Consider the following 23511-nt stretch of genomic DNA (forward strand, 5'->3'; position numbering starts at 1 on the left):
CGCCTTGTTTGACCGCAACTATTAAATTATAGTAAATATCCTTAAAGATTTCAAGGAAAAATACTATATTTCTCATCACAGCCACTCAAATTATTATACAAAGTAGTACCTTTGATTTCAAGTCGCAGCGTAATATTCAGAATTCTTGTGTAAACGTTTCTGAAAGCACTCGCTTTTATAAGATAATAGTTTTCATAAGAAAAGCTACCAGCCGTAGCTGGTAGCTTTATTAGATATGATCTATTACGATCGTTATTACTTAACGATTGTAGAAACAACGCCCGCACCTACTGTACGGCCACCTTCACGGATTGAGAATTTAGTACCTTCTTCAATCGCGATTGGTGAAATTAGTTCAACGTCCATTTCAACGTTGTCACCAGGCATTACCATTTCAACGCCTTCTGGTAATTGAATAACACCTGTAACGTCTGTAGTACGGAAGTAGAACTGTGGACGATAGTTTGAGAAGAATGGTGTATGACGACCACCCTCATCTTTTGATAGAACGTAAACTTCAGCTTTGAAGTTAGTGTGTGGTGTGATTGAACCAGGCTTAGCTAGTACTTGGCCACGGCTGATTTCTTCACGGCTAACACCACGTAGTAGTGCACCAATGTTGTCACCAGCTTCAGCATAGTCTAGAAGCTTACGGAACATTTCAACACCTGTAACTGTTGTCTTGCTTGATTCTTCAGCCATACCGATGATTTCAACATCATCACCAACTGATACCTGACCACGCTCAACACGGCCTGTTGCAACTGTACCACGGCCTGTGATTGAGAATACGTCCTCAACTGGCATCATGAATGGCTTGTCAGTATCGCGCTCTGGGTTTGGAATGTAGCTGTCAACAGCTTCCATTAGTTCGATGATAGCATTTTCATACTCTTCTTGACCTTCGATTGCCATTAGAGCTGAACCTTTAACAACTGGAATGTCGTCACCAGGGAAGTCATATTCGCCTAGTAGGTCACGTACTTCCATTTCAACTAGTTCAAGTAGCTCTTCGTCGTCTACCATGTCGCACTTGTTAAGGAATACAACAATTGCTGGTACACCAACCTGACGAGAAAGTAGGATGTGCTCACGAGTTTGTGGCATTGGACCATCAGCTGCTGATACAACTAGGATCGCACCGTCCATTTGTGCTGCACCTGTGATCATGTTTTTAACGTAGTCAGCGTGACCTGGGCAGTCAACGTGTGCATAGTGACGGTTTGCAGTTTCGTACTCAACGTGAGCTGTTGAAATTGTGATTCCACGCTCTTGCTCTTCAGGAGCACCGTCGATTTGATCATAAGCCATAACGTCACCTGAACCAGATTGTTTGTTAAGTACTGTCGTGATTGCTGCTGTTAAAGTAGTTTTTCCGTGGTCTACGTGACCAATTGTCCCAATATTCACGTGGGATTTGGAGCGGTCAAATTTTTCTTTTGCCATTTATATTTCCTCCTTAAGTAAATAATTATTAATTAATTTATATTGTGGTTTATCTTCCGAGAGTGTCTCTCGAAAGATAACTCCTTACAATACCTTTTATAAGTGATTCGGGTTAAAAAATCAATTATTCACCACTATTTTTCTTAATAATTTCTTCAGAAATTGATTTAGGAACTTCTTCATAGTGGCTGAAATGCATTGTGTACGTTCCACGACCTTGCGTGTTTGAACGTAGTGATGTCGCATAACCAAACATCTCTGAAAGCGGAACGAATGCATCTACAACTGATGCTGGGCCACGAGTACCCATACCTTCTACGCGTCCACGGCGAGATGTGACATCACCCATGATATCACCCATGTATTCTTCTGGCACAACGATTTCTACTTTCATCATTGGCTCAAGAAGTACTGGTTTACATAGTCTCTTCGCTTCTTTAAGTGCCATTGATGCAGCAACCTTGAACGCTGTTTCGTTCGAGTCAACATCGTGGTATGAACCATCGAATAGTGTTGCTTTTACATCAATTAATGGATATCCGGCTAATACACCGTTTTCCATTGTTTCTTGAATTCCTTGATCAACAGATGGGATGTATTCTTTCGGAACGACACCACCAACGATTTTATCATGAAATTCATAGCCGCCGCCTTCTTCGTTTGGTTCGAATTTAACCCAAACGTGGCCATATTGTCCACGACCACCAGACTGGCGTACGAACTTACCTTCAACTTCTGCAGAAGCGCGGAATGTTTCACGGTAAGCAACTTGTGGCGAACCAATATTAGCTTCTACCTTGAATTCTTGTTTCAAGCGGTCAACGATAACGTCTAAGTGAAGCTCACCCATACCATGGATAATCGTTTGACCTGTTTCTTCGTTAGTTTCAGTTTGGAATGTTGGATCCTCTTCTGCAAGCTTAGCTAAAGCAATACCCATTTTGTCTTGGTCTGCTTTTGATTTCGGTTCGATTGCAACAGCAATTACTGGATCAGGGAATTCCATTGATTCAAGGATAACTAAATTTTTCTCATCACTTAGTGTATCTCCTGTTGCTGTATCTTTCAAACCGACACCGCCTGCAATGTCACCAGCGTATACTTCTGAAACTTCTTCACGGTGGTTCGCATGCATTTGTAGGATACGACCTACACGCTCACGTTTATCTTTCGTTGCGTTCTTAACGTAAGAACCACTCTTAAGTGTTCCTGAATAAACACGGAAGAATGTCAACTTACCAACGTAAGGGTCTGTCATAACCTTGAATGCTAGTGCTGAGAATGGCTCGTTGTCATCAGACTTACGAACAACTTCTTCTTCAGTATCTGGTTTGAAACCTTCAATTGCTGGAACATCTAGTGGTGAAGGTAAATAATCAATTACAGCGTCTAATAGTAATTGAACACCTTTGTTCTTGAATGCTGAACCTACAAGTACTGGATAGAATTCAACGTCACAAGTTGCTTGACGGATCGCACTTTTTAGTTCTTCCGTTGTGAAATCTTCACCTTCTAGATATTTCATCATTAGATCTTCATCTAATTCAGCAACTGCTTCGACTAATGAAGCACGATATTCATCTGCTTGTTCCTTATACTCGTCAGGAATTTCTGTTGCGTAAGCACGCGTACCTAAATCATCTTCATAGAAATACGCTTGCATATTCACAAGGTCGATAATTCCTTCAAAGTTATCTTCAGCACCAATTGGTAACTGAACTGGGTGTGCATTTGCACCTAAACGGTCTTTTAACGTACTTACAGAGTATAGGTAGTCAGCACCTACTTTGTCCATTTTGTTAATGAAAACAACACGTGGAACTCCGTAAGTCGTCGCTTGTCGCCAAACAGTCTCTGTTTGTGGCTCAACACCTGACTGTGCGTCAAGTAAAGCAACCGAACCGTCTAGAACACGTAGCGAACGTTCAACTTCTACTGTGAAGTCGACGTGTCCTGGAGTATCGATAATATTAATACGATGGTCATTCCATTGGGCTGTTGTCGCCGCAGACGTGATTGTAATACCACGTTCTTGCTCTTGGCTCATCCAGTCCATTTGAGAAGCACCTTCGTGAGTCTCTCCCAGCTTATGAATACGTCCTGTATAATACAAGATACGCTCAGTAGCTGTTGTTTTACCAGCATCGATGTGTGCCATAATTCCAATGTTACGATACTTGTCTAAGGAGAACTCTCTTGGCATAATAATGTCTCCTTCCTGTGATTGGATTTATAATTGATTGATTACCAACGATAGTGAGCGAATGCTTTGTTCGCTTCTGCCATTTTATGCATTTCTTCACGGCGTCTAACCGCTGCACCTGTATTATTGGATGCATCTAAAATTTCATTCGCAAGACGTTCTTCCATCGTTTTCTCACCGCGTAAGCGAGCGTAGTTAACGATGAAACGAAGACCTAGTGCCTGACGACGTTCTGCACGAACCTCTACAGGTACTTGATAGTTGGAACCACCAACACGACGTGCGCGCACCTCAAGTACTGGCATGACGTTTTTCATAGCTTCTTCAAATACGTCCATAGGATTTTGACCACTACGTTGTTCTACTAAGTCAAACGCAGCGTATAAGATTTTTTGTGCTGTACCTTTCTTACCATCAATCATGATTTGATTGATTAAACGAGTCACTAACTTAGAGTTGTGAATCGGATCAGGTATTACGTCTCTTTTTGGAACTGCACCTTTACGTGACATATGTTAGCCTCCCTTCATTCATCATCTTTTACCATTTATTTTTTAGCTTTAGGGCGTTTCGTACCATACTTAGAACGTCCTTGTTTACGTCCTTCAACACCTGCAGTGTCTAATGCACCGCGAACAATGTGATAACGGACACCTGGTAAGTCTTTAACACGTCCACCACGAATTAGAACAACACTGTGCTCTTGTAAGTTGTGGCCGATACCAGGGATGTAAGCTGTAACCTCAATTTGGTTTGATAAACGCACACGTGCATATTTACGAAGTGATGAGTTCGGCTTCTTCGGTGTCATTGTTGCAACACGTGTACACACACCACGTTTTTGAGGAGCAGGGTTATGCGTTTGACGATTCTTTTGAGAGTCGTAACCTTTGTTCAACGCTGGAGCGTCTGAACCTGCTCGTTTAGTCTTACGTCCTTTACGTACTAATTGATTAATAGTAGGCATTATATATCCTCCCTTCGATTTTTGTAATTCCACACATCCAGGTGGTTCATAAAAAGGCAAAAAAGAAACTTACATGCATCAGCATATAAAGTTACTTTGTTATTGCCACCGTCGCTGCATTTACATCGATCCCACTTGCTTGACCTAATTCTTTCATTGAATCTACTTCAATCACTGGGATTTGATGATTCTCAGCAACATCAACAATTTTATCTGTCACATGTCGCTCTGCATCAGTTGCAATCACGACTTCTAGTGCTTCGCCATGTTTAATAGCTTTTTGCACTTGTTTTGCTCCAATTTTTAAACGTTTTTGTGCCTTGACTACTTTTTCATAAGACATCTTTCATCCTCCAAAGTAACAAGGTTAAATGAAGCACCTTTGATATATTATCACTGCATGACTATTGTGTCAACGAAAAATGTAGAAAAACATGGTGATTTTCAAATCAGGGTGCTACCAACCTGTTAGCATTTTCATTAAGATAAGAAGGGCATCGCGCCGTCCGGCGACGATGCCCACCTTCATCTTACTAATTATGATTCTGTTGTAACCTCTTCTGCTTGAACTTCTTCTACGTTTTCAACGTCTACATCAGGTTCATTTTTAACATGTTTAAGGTTTCTATAACGATCTAAACCTGTACCAGCAGGAACAAGCTTACCGATGATGACGTTTTCTTTCAGACCCATTAACTCGTCATACTTACCTTTGATTGCTGCGTCTGTTAGGACACGTGTTGTCTCCTGGAATGATGCAGCAGATAAGAACGAATCTGTTTCTAGTGATGCTTTCGTGATACCAAGGATAATTGGTTTCGCAACAGCAGGCTGGCCACCTTGTACCAAGACATCGTGGTTCGCTTCTTTGAACTGTTGGAATTCCATTAATGATCCAGGTAGTAAGTCTGTATCACCAGCTTCAATCACACGTACTTTACGTAACATTTGTCTTACCATAACTTCGACGTGTTTGTCGCTGATTTCAACACCTTGCATGCGGTAAACTTTTTGTACTTCTTTAAGCAAGTACTCTTGAACACCTTGCAAGCCTTGAACATTGATTAATTCTTTCGGATCAATAGAACCTTCAACAAGTGCTTGACCTGGTTCTACAATGTCACCTTCTACTACTTTCATGCGCGCATTGTACATTGTATTGTACTTACGTGTCTCAATCTGACCTTGAACAACGACTTCTTTCTTATCTTTGAACTCGTTGATCTCTGTAACCGTTCCGTGAATCTCACTGATCACCGCTTGACCTTTAGGGTTACGAGCTTCGAACACCTCTTGGATACGCGGTAGACCTTGTGTGATGTCATCACCAGCTACACCACCAGTGTGGAAGGTACGCATTGTTAGCTGTGTACCAGGTTCACCGATTGATTGCGCTGCAATGATTCCAACCGCTTCACCAACATCCACCTGCTCACCTGTTGCCATGTTACGTCCATAACATTTCTTACAAGCGCCATGTGGCGTGTTACAAGTGAAGACTGAGCGGATTACAACTTCCTTAACACCGGATTCCACAATTTCTTTAGCGATGTCTTCTGTGATTAGCTCATCACGTTTAACTAAGACGTCATTTGTTTCAGGGTGTTTCACTGAACGGAATGCTGTACGCCCTACAAGACGGTCATAAAGCGGCACGATTGTTTCGCTACCTTCACTTAGTGTGCTAACTTCCATACCTCGGTCAGTTCCACAGTCATCTTCGCGGACAATTACGTCTTGCGCAACATCTACTAAACGACGTGTTAAGTAACCTGAGTCAGCAGTCTTAAGCGCGGTATCGGCAAGACCTTTACGAGCACCGTGTGTGGAAATAAAGTATTCTAATACCGTTAAACCTTCACGGAAGTTCGATTTGATTGGCAGTTCGATGATTTTACCAGATGGGTTAGCCATTAGACCACGCATACCAGCTAACTGTGTGAAGTTAGAGGCGTTACCACGTGCACCAGAATCACTCATCATGTAGATTGGATTCAAGTTACCTAATGCGCCTAATAGACGATCTTGAATATCGTCTTTCGCATCTGTCCAAACCGAAACAACACGATCATAACGTTCGTTTTCTGTGATTAAACCACGACGGAACTGCTTCGTGACGTTATCAACTTTCTCCTGTGCATCATCAATAATTTGTTGTTTTTCATCTAATACAACGATGTCAGAAACACCAATTGTGATACCTGCTTTGGTTGAGTATTTGAACCCTAAGTCTTTCATACGGTCAAGCATTTTCGATGTTTCTGAAAGCTTGTAGTATTTGAAGACTTCAGCGATGATATCACCCAAGATGCCCTTCTTGAATGGTAGTACTAAATCACGTGATTGCAGTACTTCTCTTGCATCTTCTGTTGGGTCAATGAAATATTGATCTGGCGTTTCTACTTCTAAGTTAGAAGCTGTCGGTTCATTCATGTAAGGGAATGAATCCGGCAAGATTTCGTTGAAGATAATCTTACCAACAGTTGTCAATAACACTTTACGATTTTGCTCTTCCGTAAATTGCGGTTTATTTAATGCACCGGCATAAACACCAATACGGCTGTGTAAATGCACATATCCATTATCATACGCTGTTAATGCTTCAGCAGGTGTTGAGAAAACTTTACCTTCATTAAGAGCATTTTCGCGCTCTAATGTTAAATAATAGTTACCTAATACCATGTCTTGTGATGGTGTAACTACTGGCTTACCATCTTTCGGGTTCAAGATGTTTTGTGCTGCAAGCATTAGTACGCGTGCTTCTGCTTGTGCTTCTTGTGAAAGCGGAACGTGTACCGCCATTTGGTCACCGTCAAAGTCAGCATTATAAGCTGTACAAGCGAGTGGGTGTAAACGAATCGCACGCCCCTCAACAAGCACTGGCTCGAATGATTGAATACCTAAACGGTGCAATGTTGGTGCACGGTTTAACATAACAGGGTGATCTTTAATCACATCTTCAAGTACATCCCAGATTTCTGGGCGTAAACGTTCAATGTTTCGCTTAGCTGATTTAATATTATGCGCTAAACCACGGTCAACAAGTTCACGCATGACGAATGGTTTGAATAATTCAATCGCCATTTCTTTAGGTAAACCACATTGATACATCTTCAAGTTCGGTCCAACAACGATAACTGAACGACCTGAATAGTCAACACGCTTACCAAGTAAGTTTTGACGGAAACGACCTTGCTTACCTTTCAGCATGTGTGAAAGTGATTTAAGCGGACGGTTTCCTGGTCCTGTTACTGGACGACCACGACGACCATTATCGATTAGTGCGTCAACTGATTCCTGTAACATACGTTTCTCGTTTTGCACGATAATCGTTGGTGCACCTAAATCTAATAAGCGCTTCAAACGATTGTTACGGTTAATCACACGACGATAAAGATCATTTAAGTCTGATGTCGCAAAACGACCTCCGTCTAGTTGAACCATCGGACGTAATTCTGGTGGGATGATTGGTAAAACATCTAATACCATCCAAGCTGGATCATTTCCTGAGTTACGGAATGATTCAAGCACTTCTAGCCGCTTAATCGCACGTGTACGGCGCTGGCCTTGCGCTGTTTTCAACTCTTCCTTTAACTCATCTACTTCAGATTCTAAATCAACACTATGAAGTAGTTTACGAATTGCTTCTGCACCCATATGAGCTTGGAAAGACTTGCCGTATTTATCGTAATAAGCACGGTACTCTTTCTCAGAAAGCAATTGTTTCTTTTCAAGCGGGGTGTTACCCGGTTCTGTCACAATATACGAAGCGAAATAAATCACTTCTTCTAAAGCACGAGGTGACAGATCAAGAACTAAGCCCATACGGCTCGGAATGCCTTTGAAATACCAGATGTGAGAGACAGGGGCAGCTAATTCAAGATGCCCCATACGCTCACGTCGAACAGTCGCTTTTGTTACTTCAACGCCACAACGGTCACAAACAATGCCTTTATAGCGAACGCGTTTGTATTTTCCACAGTGACACTCCCAATCTTTTGTTGGGCCAAAGATTCTTTCGCAGAAAAGACCGTCTTTCTCTGGCTTCAATGTACGGTAGTTAATCGTTTCTGGCTTTTTAACTTCTCCGTAAGACCATGCACGAATTTTCTCCGATGCCGCTAAACCAATTTTCATATACTCAAATTTATTTACATCGATCAAGGAGACTACCTCCCTCATTTTTTCGAACAGTTAATTGATAGAACAATTATTCAGCCGACTCCTCTGGCTCATGACGTTCTATATTGACGTTTAATTGATCAGTCGATTGATCATCTTCTTCTAAATCTCGCATATCGATTTCCGTTTCATCATCCGTTAACATTTTCACATCCATACCAAGACTTTGCAGTTCCTTGATTAAGACGCGGAATGATTCTGGAACACCTGGTTCAGGTAAGTTCTCACCTTTGACGATTGCTTCGTACGTCTTAACGCGTCCGACCACATCGTCAGACTTAACGGTTAAGAGCTCTTGAAGTGTGTACGCTGCACCATATGCTTCGAGAGCCCAAACTTCCATCTCACCGAAACGCTGACCACCAAACTGGGCTTTACCACCAAGTGGTTGTTGTGTAACAAGTGAATATGGTCCAGTCGAACGAGCGTGTAGTTTGTCGTCAACCATGTGTTCAAGCTTAATCATATACATGACACCAACAGAAACACGGTTATCGAATGCATCGCCAGTACGACCATCATAAAGAACGGACTTACCATCACGAGCTAAACCAGCTTCTTCCATCGTTTCCCAAACATCTTCTTCGTTTGCACCATCAAAGACAGGTGATGCCACGTTGATATTTAATTCACGAGCTGCCATACCGAGGTGTAATTCTAACACCTGTCCGATATTCATACGAGACGGAACACCTAATGGGTTAAGCATGACATCTACTGGCGTACCATCTGGTAGGAATGGCATATCTTCTTCCGGTAAAATACGCGAGATAACACCCTTGTTACCGTGACGACCTGCCATCTTGTCACCTTCAGAAATACGGCGCTTTTGAACAATATAAACACGAACAAGTTTGTTAACGCCTGGTGATAATTCGTCACCATCAACACGATTGAACACTTTTACGTCGTGTACAATACCGCCACCACCGTGCGGTACGCGTAGAGATGTATCACGAACTTCACGAGCTTTTTCACCGAAAATAGCGTGAAGTAGACGCTCTTCAGATGATAATTCTGTCATACCTTTTGGCGTAACTTTACCGACTAGAATGTCACCATCTGTTACTTCAGCACCAACGCGGATAATTCCACTCTCATCTAAGTCTTTCAGAGCATCTTCACCAACATTAGGAATGTCGCGCGTAATCTCTTCAGGACCTAGTTTCGTGTCACGCGCTTCCGATTCGAACTCTTCAATATGAATCGATGTGAACACGTCGTCTTTAACCAGACGGTCGCTCATAATAACGGCGTCCTCATAGTTGTAACCATCCCAAGTCATAAAGGCAACTAATGCATTACGACCTAAAGCTAGTTCTCCGCGATCCATTGACGGTCCATCAGCGATCACTTCACCTTTTTCCAAGCGATCACCTTTAGAAACGATTGGACGTTGGTTATAACAAGAACCTTGGTTAGAACGGATGAATTTTTGGAAACGGTAGCGATCTAAATCGCCTTCTACTTCCTTACCATCAACTGTTTCAATTCGACGAACATGAACTTCTTTTGCTTCAACTTTCTCTACAACACCTTCGTGTTGGCAAACAATTGCTGCACCTGAGTCTTTACCAGATACATACTCCATACCTGTACCAACTGTTGGTGATTCAGGATCAACCAAAGGTACAGCCTGACGCTGCATGTTCGCACCCATTAAGGCACGGTTAGAGTCATCATTTTCTAAGAATGGAATACATGCTGTCGCTGCAGAAACAACCTGCTTCGGTGATACGTCCATGTAGTCAATCTGTTCACGCTTAACAACGATGTTTTCACCACGGAAACGAGCAATAACTTCTTCATCCGCGAAAGTACCGTCTTCATTCAATGTTGCGTTTGCCTGAGCAACAATGTAGTTATCTTCTTCGTCTGCTGTTAAGTAATCGGTGTGACCCGTTACTTTACCTGTTTCTGGGTCAACACGGCGGTATGGCGTCTCAATGAAACCAAATGGATTCACTTTGGCATAGGATGAAAGTGAGTTGATCAGACCGATGTTTGGCCCTTCTGGTGTTTCAATTGGACACATACGACCGTAGTGCGAGTAGTGAACGTCACGGACTTCCATACCAGCACGTTCACGTGTTAAACCACCTGGCCCTAAAGCTGATAAACGGCGTTTGTGTGTCAGTTCAGCTAGTGGGTTCGTTTGGTACATGAATTGTGATAACTGCGAACTACCAAAGAACTCTTTAATAGATGCAATAACCGGTCGAATATTGATTAACTGTTGCGGCGTAATGGACTCTGTATCTTGAATAGACATACGTTCACGAATGACACGCTCCATACGAGACAAGCCAATACGGAATTGGTTTTGCAATAATTCACCTACAGAACGTAAACGACGATTACCTAAGTGGTCAATATCGTCTGTTTTACCAACTGTGTGCAACAAGTTAAAGAAGTAACTGATTGATGCTACAATGTCTGAATAAGTGATATGTTTAAGTTCATCATCAACAATACCATTACCAATGACATTAATTGTTTTCTCGCCATCTGGATCAGTCGGATCAACGATTTTAACTGATTGGATTTTCACAGGATCTTCTAACACACCGTCTTGTGGTTCTAAAACCTGCTCTCCAACGGCATCTTCTTCTTTTTCTAGATAAGGAATGATCTTATCTAATAAACGACGGTTCAGTTTATCGCCTTTTCGAGCGATCACTTCACCTGTTTCTTCGTCGGCAATTGTTTCTGCTAACGTCTGATTAAACAAGCGATCTTTAATTTGAAGTTTCTTATTCATTTTGTAACGACCGACACGGGCTAAATCATAACGTTTCGGGTCGAAAAAGCGGGAATAAAGCAAGCTTTTTGCGTTCTCTGCTGTCGGTGGTTCACCCGGGCGTAACCGTTCGTAAATTTCGATCAGTGCTTTTTCACTATCTTCTGTGTTGTCTTTTTCTAAGGTGTTACGAATAAACTCGTTATCACCTAATAAATTAATAATCTCTTCATCAGAGCTAAAACCTAAAGCACGTAACAACACGGTGATTGGCAATTTACGTGTCCGGTCAATACGCACATGAACAACGTCTTTAGCATCAGTTTCAAATTCTAACCAAGCACCTCGGCTCGGAATAACTGTTGCCGTGTAACCTTTCTTGCCGTTCTTGTCAATTTTGTCGCTGAAATAAACACCTGGTGAACGAACAAGTTGAGATACAATAACACGTTCAGCACCATTAATAATGAACGTACCTGTGTCTGTCATTAATGGGAAATCACCCATGAAGACTTCTTGTTCTTTCACTTCACCTGTTTCTTTGTTTAACAAGCGAACTTTCACACGTAACGGCGCATTGTACGTTACGTCACGTTCTTTTGCATCATTGACCGAATACTTCGGTTCACCTAATGAGTAATCCACAAACTCTAATGAGAGGTTACCAGTGAAATCTTCTACTGGTGAAATGTCAGCAAACATTTCTTTTAACCCTTCATCTAAAAACCATTGATACGAAGCGGTTTGAATCTCGATTAAGTTCGGTAATTCTTGCACTTCGCTAATTCGCGCGTAGCTTCTACGCTGGCGGTGTCGACCATATTGAACTAGTTGACCTGTCAACTGCTTCACCCCTCAAACAACCAAATATTTAAAACAAAAAACCGTCCGACATTTAGGCATGCCGAACTTGCTTGATCCACATCGTTTCACAAGCCTATATAACAACATTTGTATGGTTTACAAATGTTATATCTAACTTTTTTCAAAGGATATACAATTCATCGAAAACATGATAAACTATATATCTATAAACGAGCATGTAACCATTATCGGTTTAACGTGCTCAGTTTATACCTCAAAACGGCTCTAATTCACTTATCTACAACTCTTTGTTAATATTTTTTAGAAAGTATGAAAAATAACTTGACAAAGTTTTGTATCTAGTGGCATTTTTTAATGATATCACAAGGCTACAAGCTAGTCAATTTTAATTGACTTTAAAACATAATAACCTTTATCCCGTTTTATAACGTCAACATTCCCGAAAACATCCTCCATTTTCTTTTTTAACGAAGGAGCTCCTTGCTTCTTTTGTACAACTAACCACAATTCACCCTGCTGAATGAGACACCTAAAACTTTGATCAACAATATCAAAAACAACCGCTTTCCCTGCTCGAAATGGCGGGTTCGTGATAATAGCTGAATATTCATAAGTTGAAAGGTCTGTCAGTCGATCATTGACGAAAGCATTAGCTTCTTTAACTTGATTCTCTTGGATATTTTTTTGTGCTAATTGAATCGCGCGCTCATTAATATCCACCATGTCAACGCTAAAACCCTCATGTTGTTTAGCAATGGTGATGCCAATCGGACCATAACCACACCCAACATCCAAAACACGCCCCGATTCATTCGGTATCGAAAAATGTTCTAGTAAAACACGCGTGCCGTAATCAATTTGTTTCTTGGAAAAAACACCATCATCCGTATGGAAAATTAAATTTATATCGTTGATTTTTGTCTGAAATTGGGACGGATGGCTTTCGCTTTGGGGGCTATTCGTAAAATATTGTTCACTCACAATCTCACCTTCTCGCTAACTCGATCATTATTAGTTGGGGAATTGTAAATTATATGTTGATTCAATAAGAAAAACTGAGCTTCCGCCAAAAAGGATCTAGCGAAAGCTTAGTTTTAGTGCTTTTAAGAACATTAACTTAAACAAACATAAGCTCGCTGATAGATTGGTCAGCGAGCTTATTTAACTTAATGACTATTATTTTAATTCGATTGTTGCGCCAGTTTCTTCTAGTTGTTCTTTCATTTGTTCTGCGTCTTCTTTCGCAACGCCTTCTTTAACTGTACCAGGTGCATTGTCAACTAATTCTTTAGCTTCTTTAAGACCTAGGCCAGTGATTTCACGTACTGCTTTAACAACTTTGATCTTAGAGTCGCCAGCGTCCGCAAGAACAACTTCGAATTCTGTTTGTTCTTCAGCTTCTTCTTCGCCACCTGCTGCACCTGCTGCTGCAACTGGTGCTGCTGCTGATACACCAAACTCCTCTTCAATTGCTTTAACTAATTCGTTAAGATCTAAAACTGACATTTCCTTAATCGCATCAATAATTTGCTCTTTAGTCATGATTAAGTTCCTCCTTGTAATTTGTGTTTTTTATCCGTTTTAGGCGACTGGATTAAGCGCCTTCTTCTTCATTCTTCTGATCTGCAACTTGTTGTGTTGCATATGCGAAGTTACGCATTGGTGCTTGTAGTACGCTAAGAAGCATCGCAACAAGACCTTCGTGTGACGGTAGTTCTGCAAGTTCTTTCAGTTGATCAACTGTTGCAATTTGTCCTTCAATTACGCCACCTTTAATTTCAAGTGCTTGATGGTCTTTAGCGAATTGACCAATAACTTTTGCTGGGGCAACAGCATCTTCTTCACAGAATGCAATTGCTGTAGGTCCAACTAGTACATCGTTCAATTCTTCATAACCAACTTGTTCAGCTGCGCGGCGTGTCATTGTGTTTTTATAAACGCGGAAATCCACACCTGCTTCACGAAGTTGTTGACGAAGTTCACTTACTTCATCTACGTCAAGGCCACGATAGTCAACAAGTACTGATGTCTTACTGTTTTGGAAACCTTCAGCGATCATCTCAACCTGTTGCTTTTTGTGCTCAAGTACTTGACCTTTGCTCATCGTTCCACCCCCTAGTCTTATTTATCATCATACCGTGTGGTGTTTATAGCATCAAAAAAATGCCTCCATGTAGACATGGAGGCATGATGGATTTATTTTGTACACATTTCGAGTGTCCAATTATATCACGTCACACACCTCGGCAGGGCGGGAATTAAGCGACGAATCGCCCCTGCTGTCTACGGTATAATCATTATTTAATTTAACAACGTCTCAAATTATAACTAATATATAATTGAAAGTCAATTATTTTTTAGCGTAACTTGAAATATCAACACGGATTCCAGGACCCATTGTTGATGATACTGAAGCATTACGCATATAAGTACCTTTAGACGTTTGCGGTTTAGCTTTCACTAATGTTTCAGTTAGGGCTTCAAAGTTTTCGACGAGTTTTTGATCATCGAATGATACTTTACCGATCGGTACATGAACGTTTCCTGATTTATCAACGCGGTATTCAACTTTACCAGCTTTGATTTCTTGAACAGCTTTTTCAATTTCAAACGTTACAGTACCTGTTTTAGGGTTTGGCATTAAGCCTTTTGGTCCTAATACTCGACCAAGCTTACCAACTTCCGCCATCATGTCAGGTGTTGCAACAACGACGTCAAATTCGAACCAACCATTATTGATTTGATCAATATATTCTTGGTCGCCTACGTAATCTGCACCTGCAGCTTCAGCTTCTTTCGCTTTATCACCTTTAGCGATTACTAGAACGCGTTGGCTTTTACCTGTACCGTGTGGTAGAACCATTGCACCGCGAATTTGTTGGTCAGCTTTTTTAGGGTCTACCCCTAAACGGAAAGCCGCTTCAACTGTTTCATCAAAGTTAGCAATTGATGTTTTCTTAACAAGTTCAACTGCTTCTTGAATATTATAAGTTTTTGAACGATCAACAAGCTTTAACGCTTCTTGAAACTTTTTACCTCTTTTAGCCATTTTAACTTCCTCCTCAATGTGGTTTTAACGGTTGAACCTCCCACTAAAGTCAACTCGTATTCATACGAGCCTTTAGGCGAAGACAGTATCATGTGCTTTGGCTATGCACAGAACTGCTTATCCTTTAAACGCCGTAATAAAGGTTGCGAAACGACTTCCGCAACCTCCCCCGAGCGTTTTCAAGTTTAGAAGGATTATCCTTCAATCGTGATGCCCATGCTACGTGCAGTACCTTCAACCATACGTACCGCCGCATCGACGTCAGTAGCGTTTAAGTCAGGCATTTTCGTTTCAGCAATTTCGCGAACTTGATCGCTTGTTACTGAAGCTACTTTATTACGGTTTGGCTCACCAGAACCTGACTCGATACCAGCTGCTTTCTTAAGAAGCACCGCAGCAGGTGGCGTTTTGGTTACGAATGTAAATGAACGGTCTTCATAAACCGAAATTTCAACCGGAATAATCATACCAGCTTGATCTTCTGTTTGTGCGTTGAACTCCTTACAGAATCCCATGATATTAATACCAGCTTGACCTAGCGCCGGACCTACTGGCGGAGCTGGGTTCGCTTTACCTGCAGGAATTTGCAATTTTACAACGTCTACTACTTTTTTAGCCACGAGACACACCTCCTTAAAGTCCGTGATGTGGTTGCGGGAACTCTTGTCCCTCCCACTCATTTATTACGACGACATTTTTAGCCGTACGAAACATAAAAATTCTAGCATCTTTATATTAAAAATGCAACCATCTGATTAGATTTTTTCGACTTGATTAAAGTCTAATTCTACTGGCGTTTCACGACCAAACATATTAACGTGAACTTTTAGTTTTTGTTTATCAGCATCAATGTTTTCAATCGTACCTTCGAAATTAGCAAACGGACCATCTGTCACGCGAACCAATTCTTTCAATTCGAAATCAACTTCTTGTTGTGTTTCTTGGACACCCATGCGTTTTAGAACATGCTCTGCTTCTTCTGGTAGTAGTGGTGTCGGTTTTTGTCCTGACCCTGTAGAACCAACAAACCCTGTCACACCTGGCGTGTTACGCACAACAAACCACGAATCGTCTGTCATGATCATTTCAGTTAACACGTAACCTGGAAAGGTCTTTTTCATTGCGGTCTTCTTTTTGCCATTCTTCACTTCGGTCTCTTCTTCTTCAGGGACAATGACACGGAAGATTTTATCCTCCATACCCATTGATTCGATACGTTTTTCTAAGTTTAATCGCACTTTGTTTTCATAGCCTGAATACGTGTGGACGACATACCAATTCTTTTCCATAAATCCGGCTTTCCCTCCTATACTTTCTCCGGGTTTTTTGACAATATAAAAAACCCGGCCGAGCGGGTTTCTTTTGTCAACATTATATCACATTTTAATGCATTTCAATCATAAAACCATTATAGTAATTCTAGAATTTGCGAAATTCCTAGATCTACGACTGTAAAGTAAATAGCGACAAATAAAACCGTCAAAATAACAATGACCGTATAACGTGTTAATTCGTTACCTGTTGGCCAACTTACTTTCCGCATTTCACGACTAACATCTTTCAAAAAGCTAATCACGTTTTCCCCTCCTAACACCTTACCATGTTACTTTGTCTCTCGGTGGAGCGTATGTTGTGCACATCGATTACAATATTTTTTTATCTCTATTCGATCTGAGGTTTGTGTCTGTTTCTCAGTTGTATAGTTTCTATTATGGCACTCGGTACAAGCCAATGCGACCTTCTTACGCATCACACATACCTCTTTTATTAACGTATTTTATCACTTTCACTAATCTACCACTCACTATTACCAATGTCAAATGGCGGTAAGGCTTAGGTAAACGTAATCTCATTGACTGAAATATGCCGTTCTAGTTTGCGTTTTATTCGTTGTAATGCGTTATCGATTGACTTAATATGACGACCTAGCTTATCCGAAATCTCTTGATATGTTTGTCCATCTAAATAAAGTTCTAAAACTTCTTGTTCAAGTTCGCTTAATAACTCTTGCATTTTAATTTCCATATCAACAATTCTTTCACGATTAATTAATAATCGCTCAGGATCAGCCTTTTCGTCTTCGGCAATCATATCAATTAATGTACGGTCAGAATCTTCTTCATAAACAGGCTTGTCCAACGAAACATAAGAATTGAGCGGAATATGTTTTTGACGTGTTGCTGTTTTAATAGCTGTGATAATCTGACGCGTCACACACAGCTCAGCAAACACCTTAAAGGACGATTGCTTATCATCTTGGAAATCACGAATCGCTTTATACAAACCAATCATACCTTCTTGCACAATGTCCTCACGATCAGCCCCAATCAAAAAATATGTTCTCGCTTTAGCACGAACAAAACTACGATATTTTTGGATGAGATGCTCTAATGCTTGGACTTCGCCTTGTTGAACATAATCCAATACAACTTCATCATCTAGTTGATCAAAATTCAGGTGGTTCTTTGTCTCTTGTTTGATGTTCACTTAGATTCCTCCCGTATCGAACCATACCTAACACGATTCATTGTCAATCGACTGCTCATTTTGTAAATATACGGTTATTATACAGGAGTTGTGAATTTTCAGTCAACTAAATCTGGTTAATTATTCCCTCTACGCCAATTTTCGAACTTCTTCAACACATCATCACTGAGTGGAATTTTGGCTTTAGGCTTGACGTCAGCTTGTTTTTCAAGATTTTGACGAATATCTTTGTCGATTGAATTAATCTCAATCGCTAACTCACGAGCCGACTTTCGTAAGGCACCTTGAGAAAAAATTGTCCATTGTTCTGCATAATCTGACGTCGCTACATAGACTTTCGTTTTTACATTCATTAAATCTTTGACGAGCTTTTCGATCTTATCGTCGGCCGTCTCTTTCTCGCGCGTGAAAATGACTTCTACTTGCAAGGTGTTATAAAACCGCTCGACTCCTCTAACATAATAGGCATCAAATACGACGATAACACGGTGACCTGTATAGGCTTGATACTCCGCTAACATCTCGATTAATCGTGACCGGGCTTGTTCTAAATCTCTCTCACTTAACGACTTTAATTCGTCCCAATCACCGATTATATTATAGCCGTCCACTACTAATACAATCATGATGCCTACTCTCCTACCTGATCGCGCTTCCGCAAAACCTCGTACATTAATATACTTGCAGAAACCGATGCATTTAGTGATGTAACCTGGCCTTTCATTGGTAATTTAACAAACCAATCACAGTTTTTAGCTACCAGTCGACTCATACCTTGTCCTTCACTTCCGACAACTAAGGCAATTGGCATATCGTAAGCTGCATGACGATAGTCCTCTTCAGCACTCGCATCTGTTCCAACGACCCACACACCATTTTGCTTCAATTCTTCAATCGTCTGATTCATATTCGTCACACGAACAACAGGAATGTGTTCAATGGCCCCTGTTGATGCTTTCGCAACAGTTTGTGTTAATTGAACGGAGCGTCGTTTCGGTATAACGATGCCATGCGCGCCTACTGCATCAGCCGTTCGCATAATAGAGCCTAGGTTATGTGGATCTTCTAATTGGTCTAATAAGATGAAAAAAGGTGCCTCACTTTTAGCTTCGGCTTTAGCAAACAAATCATCTAAATCAGCGTAATCATAAGCTGCGACTGAGGCTGCGACACCTTGGTGGTGACTGCCAATTGCGTCAAGTTTTTGCTTGGGAACCTTTTGAACCTGAACATTTTGTTGTTTCGCAGCTTGAATCAGTTGTTGCTGGGCTTGTTGCTTCATCGTTTCTAACACTAATAACTTATTCACAGAACGCCCTGACTTCAAAGTTTCTAGTACTGGATTTTTACCAGTGATCCATTCTTCACTCACTCAGATCCACTCCTTTCTTCCAATATGGTAATCGCGTCATTTATCAATTCGTCTATCCGTTCAAATGATTCACTAAAGTATAAATAACCTAAAAGCGCTTCAAACGCCGTGCTATAACGGTATGTTTGAGGATCGGTGTTTTTTGGTACGCTTGATTTCGCATTACGACCGCGCCTAGCTACCGCTTCTTCTTGTTCGGTCAATGCTTCTTTTTCCAACCAATGAAGCATAACCACCGCTTGTGCCTTCGCTGATACGAAAGACACAGCTAAGTTATGCAATTCATTAGGTTTAACTTCTCCGCTTCGAATTAAATATTCACGAACCGCTTTTTCATAAACAACATCACCCATGTAAGCCAACGTCAGGCTTTTCATCGACTTAGGATTCATTGTCTTTTCCATCTCGTTCCTTGCGGCGTATCTTCCAAAATAATACCCATATCTGCTAGTTGATCACGAATTTCATCAGCTCGAGCGAATTGGCGATCTTTTCTTGCTTGTTTACGCTCTTCAATCAAAGCTTCGATTTCGTTATCTAATAACTCAGTCGTGACTAATGAGAAACCAAGTACATCTGTTATTTCATCAAAGGCTGCCATAAATCGATCAATCACATGAGATGACGTTTGGTCCTGTTCTAAATAAATATTTGCATCTTTAGCTAAATCAAATAAAACACTGATCGCATTCGCTGTATTAAAGTCATCATCCATTTCTTGAACAAATGTGTCAACATGATGTTCTACTTGATCCAGCCATTCTTGCTCATCATTTGAAAGATTCATGCTCGCTTGCTTACGATGCGCTAAATTATCATACGCTGATTTCAAACGATCAAAACTACGCTTCGCACTCGCTAATAATTCATCGTTGAAATTAATCGGATTACGATAATGAACACTTAGCATAAAGAAACGTACAACGTTTGGATCATGTTCTCTGACGAGGTCATGCACCAAAATAAAATTACCTAGTGATTTAGACATTTTTTCATTATCGATTTGAATATAGCCATTATGGAGCCAATAGTTAGCAAATGTTTGATCATTAAAGCATTCTGACTGGGCGATTTCATTTTCATGGTGCGGAAACGACAGATCTTGACCACCAGCATGAATATCGATGGTGTCACCTAAATGCTTTTTAGCCATCGCTGAGCATTCGATATGCCAACCCGGCCGACCTTCACCCCACGGGCTATCCCAAGCTATTTCACCATCTTTGGCATCTTTCCACAACGCAAAATCAAGAGGATCTTGTTTCTTATCGCCCACTTGAATACGGGCCCCTGATTGCAATTCGTCGATGGATTGGTGAGATAATTTACCATATTCATCAAAAGCACGTGTCTTAAAGTAAACATCTCCATCCGCTTCATAGGCATAACCTTTATCGATCAACCCTTTAATAAAGTCAATAATCTCATCCATGGTGTCAGTCACTCGAGGGTGATGAACCGCTTCTTGCACGTTTAAAGCACCGACATCTTCCTTATACGCTTGAATAAAACGCTCAGCAATCGCCGGAACATCTTCACTTAATTCGTGTGAAGCCTTGATGAGTTTGTCATCAACATCGGTGAAATTAAGTACATATTCAACCTCATAACCGCGATAGTCTAAATACCGTCTGACCGTATCAAACACAATCGCCGGACGGGCATTGCCAACGTGAATATAGTTATAGACAGTCGGCCCGCAAACATACATTTTTACCTTACCGTCTTCGATTGGTTTGAAGTCTTCCTTTTGACGCGTTAATGTATTGTACATTCTAATCGTCACGTTGATTCTCTCCTTTCAATGCTTTTACTTCAGCTTGTAATTCAGCAATTTTTTGGTCCAAATAATCACATTTATCAGCAACAGGGTCAGGAAGTTCGTGGTGATCTAAGTTCTTCTTCACTTTAACCCCATCTTTGACCACGATATTGCCTGGGATACCAACTACTGTTGAATACTTAGGTACGTCTTTTAAAACAACAGAGCCAGCCCCTACTTTTGAATGCTCTTCTATGGTGATCGATCCGAGTACCTTCGCACCCGTTGCGACTAGGACATTATCTTTTAAAGTCGGGTGACGTTTGCCGGCTTCCTTGCCTGTACCTCCTAATGTGACACCCTGAAAAATCGTGACATTATCCCCGATTTCGCATGTTTCACCAACAACAACACCCATGCCATGATCGATAAAAAAGCGACGCCCGATTTTAGCACCTGGATGGATTTCAATACCGGTGAAAAAGCGACTCACTTGTGATATTACCCGGGCAATAAACTTCATATTACGTCTATGAAAGCCGTGTGCAAACCGATGAGCCCAAACTGCATGAACACCTGCATACGTCAAAATGACTTCCAACCGATTGCGTGCTGCTGGGTCTTGGTCGAACACGACGTCTACATCTTCTTTAAGCAGCTTAAAAAATTTAAACATTAACCTTCCCTCCTTGTGATGAGGTAACTGATCTCAATAAAAAACGTCCCTGCCTATATCTTATATAGACAGAGACGCTACACAGCGCGGTTCCACTCTGTTTAGAGGATGAACCTCTCAACTTATAACTTGTAACGGAGCAACCCGCTTCACCATACTACCTATTCAGATGAAGGCTCAGAGGTGCATTTCAAACGTATCTTTAACAGCTACTCTCAGCTTATGTAGCTTTCTCTGGAGTTAAATCAGACGTTTTACTTCTCCTCATCAACGCTTTGACTATTCATATGTCGCTAAAGCGAAAGTCGTTACGACGATGCGACCTGGTTCAATCGATGAATGACTGTTTCTTTTCCTAGTAAGCTAATGGCATCTGGCAATTCAGGTCCATGCATTTGCCCTGTGGTCGCAACACGAATTGGCATGAACAATTGCTTGCCTTTATTACCTGTTGCTTTTTGCGTTGCTTTAGTTGCAGCTTTGACATCTTCTGGTGTCAGTTCATCTAACTGTTCTAATTCTGATTTGAAGTGCGCCAACATATCTGGCACATGTTCTTGATCTAATACTGCCTGGCTCTCTTCATCATAGCTAATTTCTTTACGGAAGAAGAGTTCTGTCAGCTCGACAATCTCTGCGCCATAATTCAATTGATTATGATAAAGCGAGATGAGTTTTTCCACCCATTCGCGGTCTTCTACACTCATATCTTCAGACACTTTACCTGCTTCAATTAAATGTGGCAACGTCAAATCAATCACACGCTCTAATGAGCTGTCTTTAATATATTGATTGTTCATCCACTTCAGTTTACTTGGGTCGAATACAGCAGGTGATGTCGATAAACGCTCTGGGTCGAAGATTTCTGTCAGCTCTTCACGTGTAAACAGCTCTTCTTCACCTTGAGGTGACCAACCGAGTAATGCGATAAAATTAAATAGCGCCTCAGGTAAATAACCTAAATCTGCATATTGTTCAATGAATTGAATAATTGATTCATCACGTTTACTCAATTTCTTACGTTCTTCATTCACAATTAAGGTCATGTGCGCAAATCTCGGGACTTCCCAGCCGAATGCATGGTAAACCATCATTTGTTTCGGTGTATTCGAGATGTGATCTTCACCACGTAAGACATCAGTAATCTTCATCAAGTAATCATCAATAGCACAAGCAAAGTTATACGTTGGCGTTCCGTCTTTCTTCATGATGACCCAATCACCGAAATCTCCAGATTCAAAAGTAATATTCTTCTTCACGATATCATTAAACGTATACGTTTCGTTCTCCGGCACTCGCAAACGAATGCTTGGAATACGACCTTCATCTTCAAAGGCTTGAATTTGTTCAGGTGTTAAATCACGATGGGCGCCCGAATATTTCGGCACCTTCCCTTGAGCACGTTGCTCTTCGCGTTCTTGCTCTAATTCTTCTTCTGTCATATAACACTTATAAGCAAGACCTTTTTCAAGGAGCTCATCAACGTATTCTTGATAGATATGCAGGCGGTCCATTTGACGATATGGCCCATAACCCCCATCAATATCAACACTTTCGTCCCAATCGATGCCTAACCATTTCAAATACGTTAGCTGACCGATGTCACCACCTTCAACATTTCGTTTCTGGTCTGTATCTTCAATACGAATGATGAATTCACCACCCGTACTACGAGCAAATAAGTAATTAAATAATGCTGTTCGAGCGTTTCCGATATGCAAATGACCAGTTGGACTTGGTGCATAACGAACGCGTACTTTTTCCGTCATGATTTAATCCCCTTTCATATGTCTAAGTCATAT

22 protein-coding genes and 2 other annotated features are annotated in these 23511 nt (G+C 41.1%); all 22 genes read right to left on the bottom strand.

Annotated elements, in window-relative coordinates:
- Positions 1–255: 255 nt before the first annotated feature.
- The 22 genes from tuf to gltX all read right to left on the bottom strand — a co-directional run bounded on the left by tuf (position 256) and on the right by gltX (position 23478).
- On the bottom strand, positions 256–1446 hold the full coding sequence (gene tuf / locus J2S77_RS11895; protein WP_306977615.1) for an elongation factor Tu: 1191 nt from the start codon (positions 1444–1446) through the stop codon (positions 256–258).
- A 124-nt stretch (positions 1447–1570) separates the two neighbouring features.
- A complete protein-coding gene (gene fusA / locus J2S77_RS11900; RefSeq protein ID WP_306977617.1) occupies positions 1571–3649 on the bottom strand; it encodes an elongation factor G in 2079 nt (692 codons plus the stop codon).
- 41 nt (positions 3650–3690) lie between these two features.
- On the bottom strand, positions 3691–4161 hold the full coding sequence (gene rpsG, locus J2S77_RS11905; RefSeq protein ID WP_306977619.1) for a 30S ribosomal protein S7: 471 nt from the start codon (positions 4159–4161) through the stop codon (positions 3691–3693).
- A 35-nt stretch (positions 4162–4196) separates the two neighbouring features.
- Complete coding sequence (gene rpsL, locus J2S77_RS11910) at positions 4197–4616, bottom strand: 30S ribosomal protein S12 (RefSeq protein WP_167263319.1); 420 nt, start codon at positions 4614–4616, stop codon at positions 4197–4199.
- Positions 4617–4707: 91 nt separating this feature from the next.
- Positions 4708–4959, bottom strand: coding sequence for a ribosomal L7Ae/L30e/S12e/Gadd45 family protein (locus tag J2S77_RS11915; protein ID WP_306977621.1), 252 nt, complete (start codon positions 4957–4959; stop codon positions 4708–4710).
- Positions 4960–5153: 194 nt separating this feature from the next.
- Entirely contained in the window at positions 5154–8780 is a 3627-nt protein-coding gene (gene rpoC, locus J2S77_RS11920; protein ID WP_306977623.1) for a DNA-directed RNA polymerase subunit beta', read from the bottom strand.
- A gap of 46 nt (positions 8781–8826) precedes the next feature.
- Positions 8827–12381, bottom strand: a complete 3555-nt coding sequence (gene rpoB / locus J2S77_RS11925; RefSeq protein ID WP_306977624.1) for a DNA-directed RNA polymerase subunit beta — start codon at positions 12379–12381, stop codon at positions 8827–8829.
- A gap of 357 nt (positions 12382–12738) precedes the next feature.
- Positions 12739–13344, bottom strand: a complete 606-nt coding sequence (locus J2S77_RS11930) for a class I SAM-dependent methyltransferase (protein WP_306977626.1) — start codon at positions 13342–13344, stop codon at positions 12739–12741.
- A 195-nt stretch (positions 13345–13539) separates the two neighbouring features.
- Positions 13540–13905 carry a 50S ribosomal protein L7/L12 gene (gene rplL / locus J2S77_RS11935; RefSeq protein WP_306977628.1) on the bottom strand — a complete coding sequence of 122 codons (366 nt, stop codon included), beginning with the start codon at positions 13903–13905 and terminating at the stop codon, positions 13540–13542.
- Between the two features lie 52 nt (positions 13906–13957).
- Complete coding sequence (rplJ, locus tag J2S77_RS11940) at positions 13958–14467, bottom strand: 50S ribosomal protein L10 (protein WP_306977630.1); 510 nt, start codon at positions 14465–14467, stop codon at positions 13958–13960.
- Positions 14468–14511: 44 nt separating this feature from the next.
- Positions 14512–14670, bottom strand: a sequence feature (ribosomal protein L10 leader region).
- Positions 14671–14713: 43 nt separating this feature from the next.
- A complete protein-coding gene (gene rplA / locus J2S77_RS11945; protein ID WP_306977632.1) occupies positions 14714–15412 on the bottom strand; it encodes a 50S ribosomal protein L1 in 699 nt (232 codons plus the stop codon).
- Between the two features lie 194 nt (positions 15413–15606).
- A complete protein-coding gene (gene rplK, locus J2S77_RS11950; protein WP_167263303.1) occupies positions 15607–16032 on the bottom strand; it encodes a 50S ribosomal protein L11 in 426 nt (141 codons plus the stop codon).
- Between the two features lie 135 nt (positions 16033–16167).
- Entirely contained in the window at positions 16168–16701 is a 534-nt protein-coding gene (gene nusG / locus J2S77_RS11955) for a transcription termination/antitermination protein NusG (RefSeq protein ID WP_306977634.1), read from the bottom strand.
- Positions 16702–16820: 119 nt separating this feature from the next.
- A complete protein-coding gene (secE, locus tag J2S77_RS11960; protein WP_306977635.1) occupies positions 16821–16988 on the bottom strand; it encodes a preprotein translocase subunit SecE in 168 nt (55 codons plus the stop codon).
- Between the two features lie 27 nt (positions 16989–17015).
- The gene (rpmG, locus tag J2S77_RS11965) at positions 17016–17162 is read right to left on the bottom strand and encodes a 50S ribosomal protein L33 (protein WP_306977637.1); all 147 of its coding nucleotides are present in this window, start codon (positions 17160–17162) and stop codon (positions 17016–17018) included.
- 83 nt (positions 17163–17245) lie between these two features.
- Positions 17246–17899 (bottom strand): RNA polymerase sporulation sigma factor SigH, encoded by a 654-nt coding sequence (gene sigH, locus J2S77_RS11970; protein ID WP_306977639.1) that lies wholly within the window; start codon positions 17897–17899, stop codon positions 17246–17248.
- 116 nt (positions 17900–18015) lie between these two features.
- Positions 18016–18525 (bottom strand): NYN domain-containing protein, encoded by a 510-nt coding sequence (locus J2S77_RS11975; RefSeq protein WP_306977641.1) that lies wholly within the window; start codon positions 18523–18525, stop codon positions 18016–18018.
- Between the two features lie 5 nt (positions 18526–18530).
- Complete coding sequence (rlmB, locus tag J2S77_RS11980) at positions 18531–19271, bottom strand: 23S rRNA (guanosine(2251)-2'-O)-methyltransferase RlmB (RefSeq protein ID WP_306977643.1); 741 nt, start codon at positions 19269–19271, stop codon at positions 18531–18533.
- Positions 19268–19675, bottom strand: a complete 408-nt coding sequence (locus J2S77_RS11985) for a Mini-ribonuclease 3 (protein ID WP_306977645.1) — start codon at positions 19673–19675, stop codon at positions 19268–19270. The genes rlmB and J2S77_RS11985 overlap by 4 nt, the downstream gene beginning before the upstream one ends.
- On the bottom strand, positions 19660–21057 hold the full coding sequence (gene cysS, locus J2S77_RS11990) for a cysteine--tRNA ligase (protein ID WP_306977648.1): 1398 nt from the start codon (positions 21055–21057) through the stop codon (positions 19660–19662). The genes J2S77_RS11985 and cysS overlap by 16 nt, the downstream gene beginning before the upstream one ends.
- Positions 21047–21709 (bottom strand): serine O-acetyltransferase, encoded by a 663-nt coding sequence (cysE, locus tag J2S77_RS11995; protein ID WP_306977650.1) that lies wholly within the window; start codon positions 21707–21709, stop codon positions 21047–21049. The genes cysS and cysE overlap by 11 nt, the downstream gene beginning before the upstream one ends.
- Positions 21710–21776: 67 nt before the next feature.
- Positions 21777–21989, bottom strand: a binding site (T-box leader).
- Positions 21990–22017: 28 nt separating this feature from the next.
- Positions 22018–23478, bottom strand: a complete 1461-nt coding sequence (gene gltX, locus J2S77_RS12000) for a glutamate--tRNA ligase (RefSeq protein ID WP_306977652.1) — start codon at positions 23476–23478, stop codon at positions 22018–22020.
- Positions 23479–23511 lie beyond the last annotated feature (33 nt).

This window comes from Alkalibacillus salilacus (genome assembly GCF_030812915.1).
Taxonomy (GTDB): Bacteria; Bacillota; Bacilli; order Bacillales; family Alkalibacillaceae; genus Alkalibacillus; species Alkalibacillus salilacus.

Coding starts and splice junctions, on each gene's coding strand:
- rpsL (WP_167263319.1), bottom strand. CDS start 4,616: ATGCCTACTATTAATCAATTAGTACGTAAAGGACGTAAGACTAAACGA.
- cysE (WP_306977650.1), bottom strand. CDS start 21,709: ATGTTTAAATTTTTTAAGCTGCTTAAAGAAGATGTAGACGTCGTGTTC.
- gltX (WP_306977652.1), bottom strand. CDS start 23,478: ATGACGGAAAAAGTACGCGTTCGTTATGCACCAAGTCCAACTGGTCAT.
- rpmG (WP_306977637.1), bottom strand. CDS start 17,162: ATGCGTAAGAAGGTCGCATTGGCTTGTACCGAGTGCCATAATAGAAAC.
- rpsG (WP_306977619.1), bottom strand. CDS start 4,161: ATGTCACGTAAAGGTGCAGTTCCAAAAAGAGACGTAATACCTGATCCG.
- J2S77_RS11975 (WP_306977641.1), bottom strand. CDS start 18,525: ATGATTGTATTAGTAGTGGACGGCTATAATATAATCGGTGATTGGGAC.
- rplL (WP_306977628.1), bottom strand. CDS start 13,905: ATGACTAAAGAGCAAATTATTGATGCGATTAAGGAAATGTCAGTTTTA.
- rplJ (WP_306977630.1), bottom strand. CDS start 14,467: ATGAGCAAAGGTCAAGTACTTGAGCACAAAAAGCAACAGGTTGAGATG.
- fusA (WP_306977617.1), bottom strand. CDS start 3,649: ATGCCAAGAGAGTTCTCCTTAGACAAGTATCGTAACATTGGAATTATG.
- tuf (WP_306977615.1), bottom strand. CDS start 1,446: ATGGCAAAAGAAAAATTTGACCGCTCCAAATCCCACGTGAATATTGGG.
- J2S77_RS11915 (WP_306977621.1), bottom strand. CDS start 4,959: ATGTCTTATGAAAAAGTAGTCAAGGCACAAAAACGTTTAAAAATTGGA.
- J2S77_RS11985 (WP_306977645.1), bottom strand. CDS start 19,675: ATGGAAAAGACAATGAATCCTAAGTCGATGAAAAGCCTGACGTTGGCT.
- nusG (WP_306977634.1), bottom strand. CDS start 16,701: ATGGAAAAGAATTGGTATGTCGTCCACACGTATTCAGGCTATGAAAAC.
- rplA (WP_306977632.1), bottom strand. CDS start 15,412: ATGGCTAAAAGAGGTAAAAAGTTTCAAGAAGCGTTAAAGCTTGTTGAT.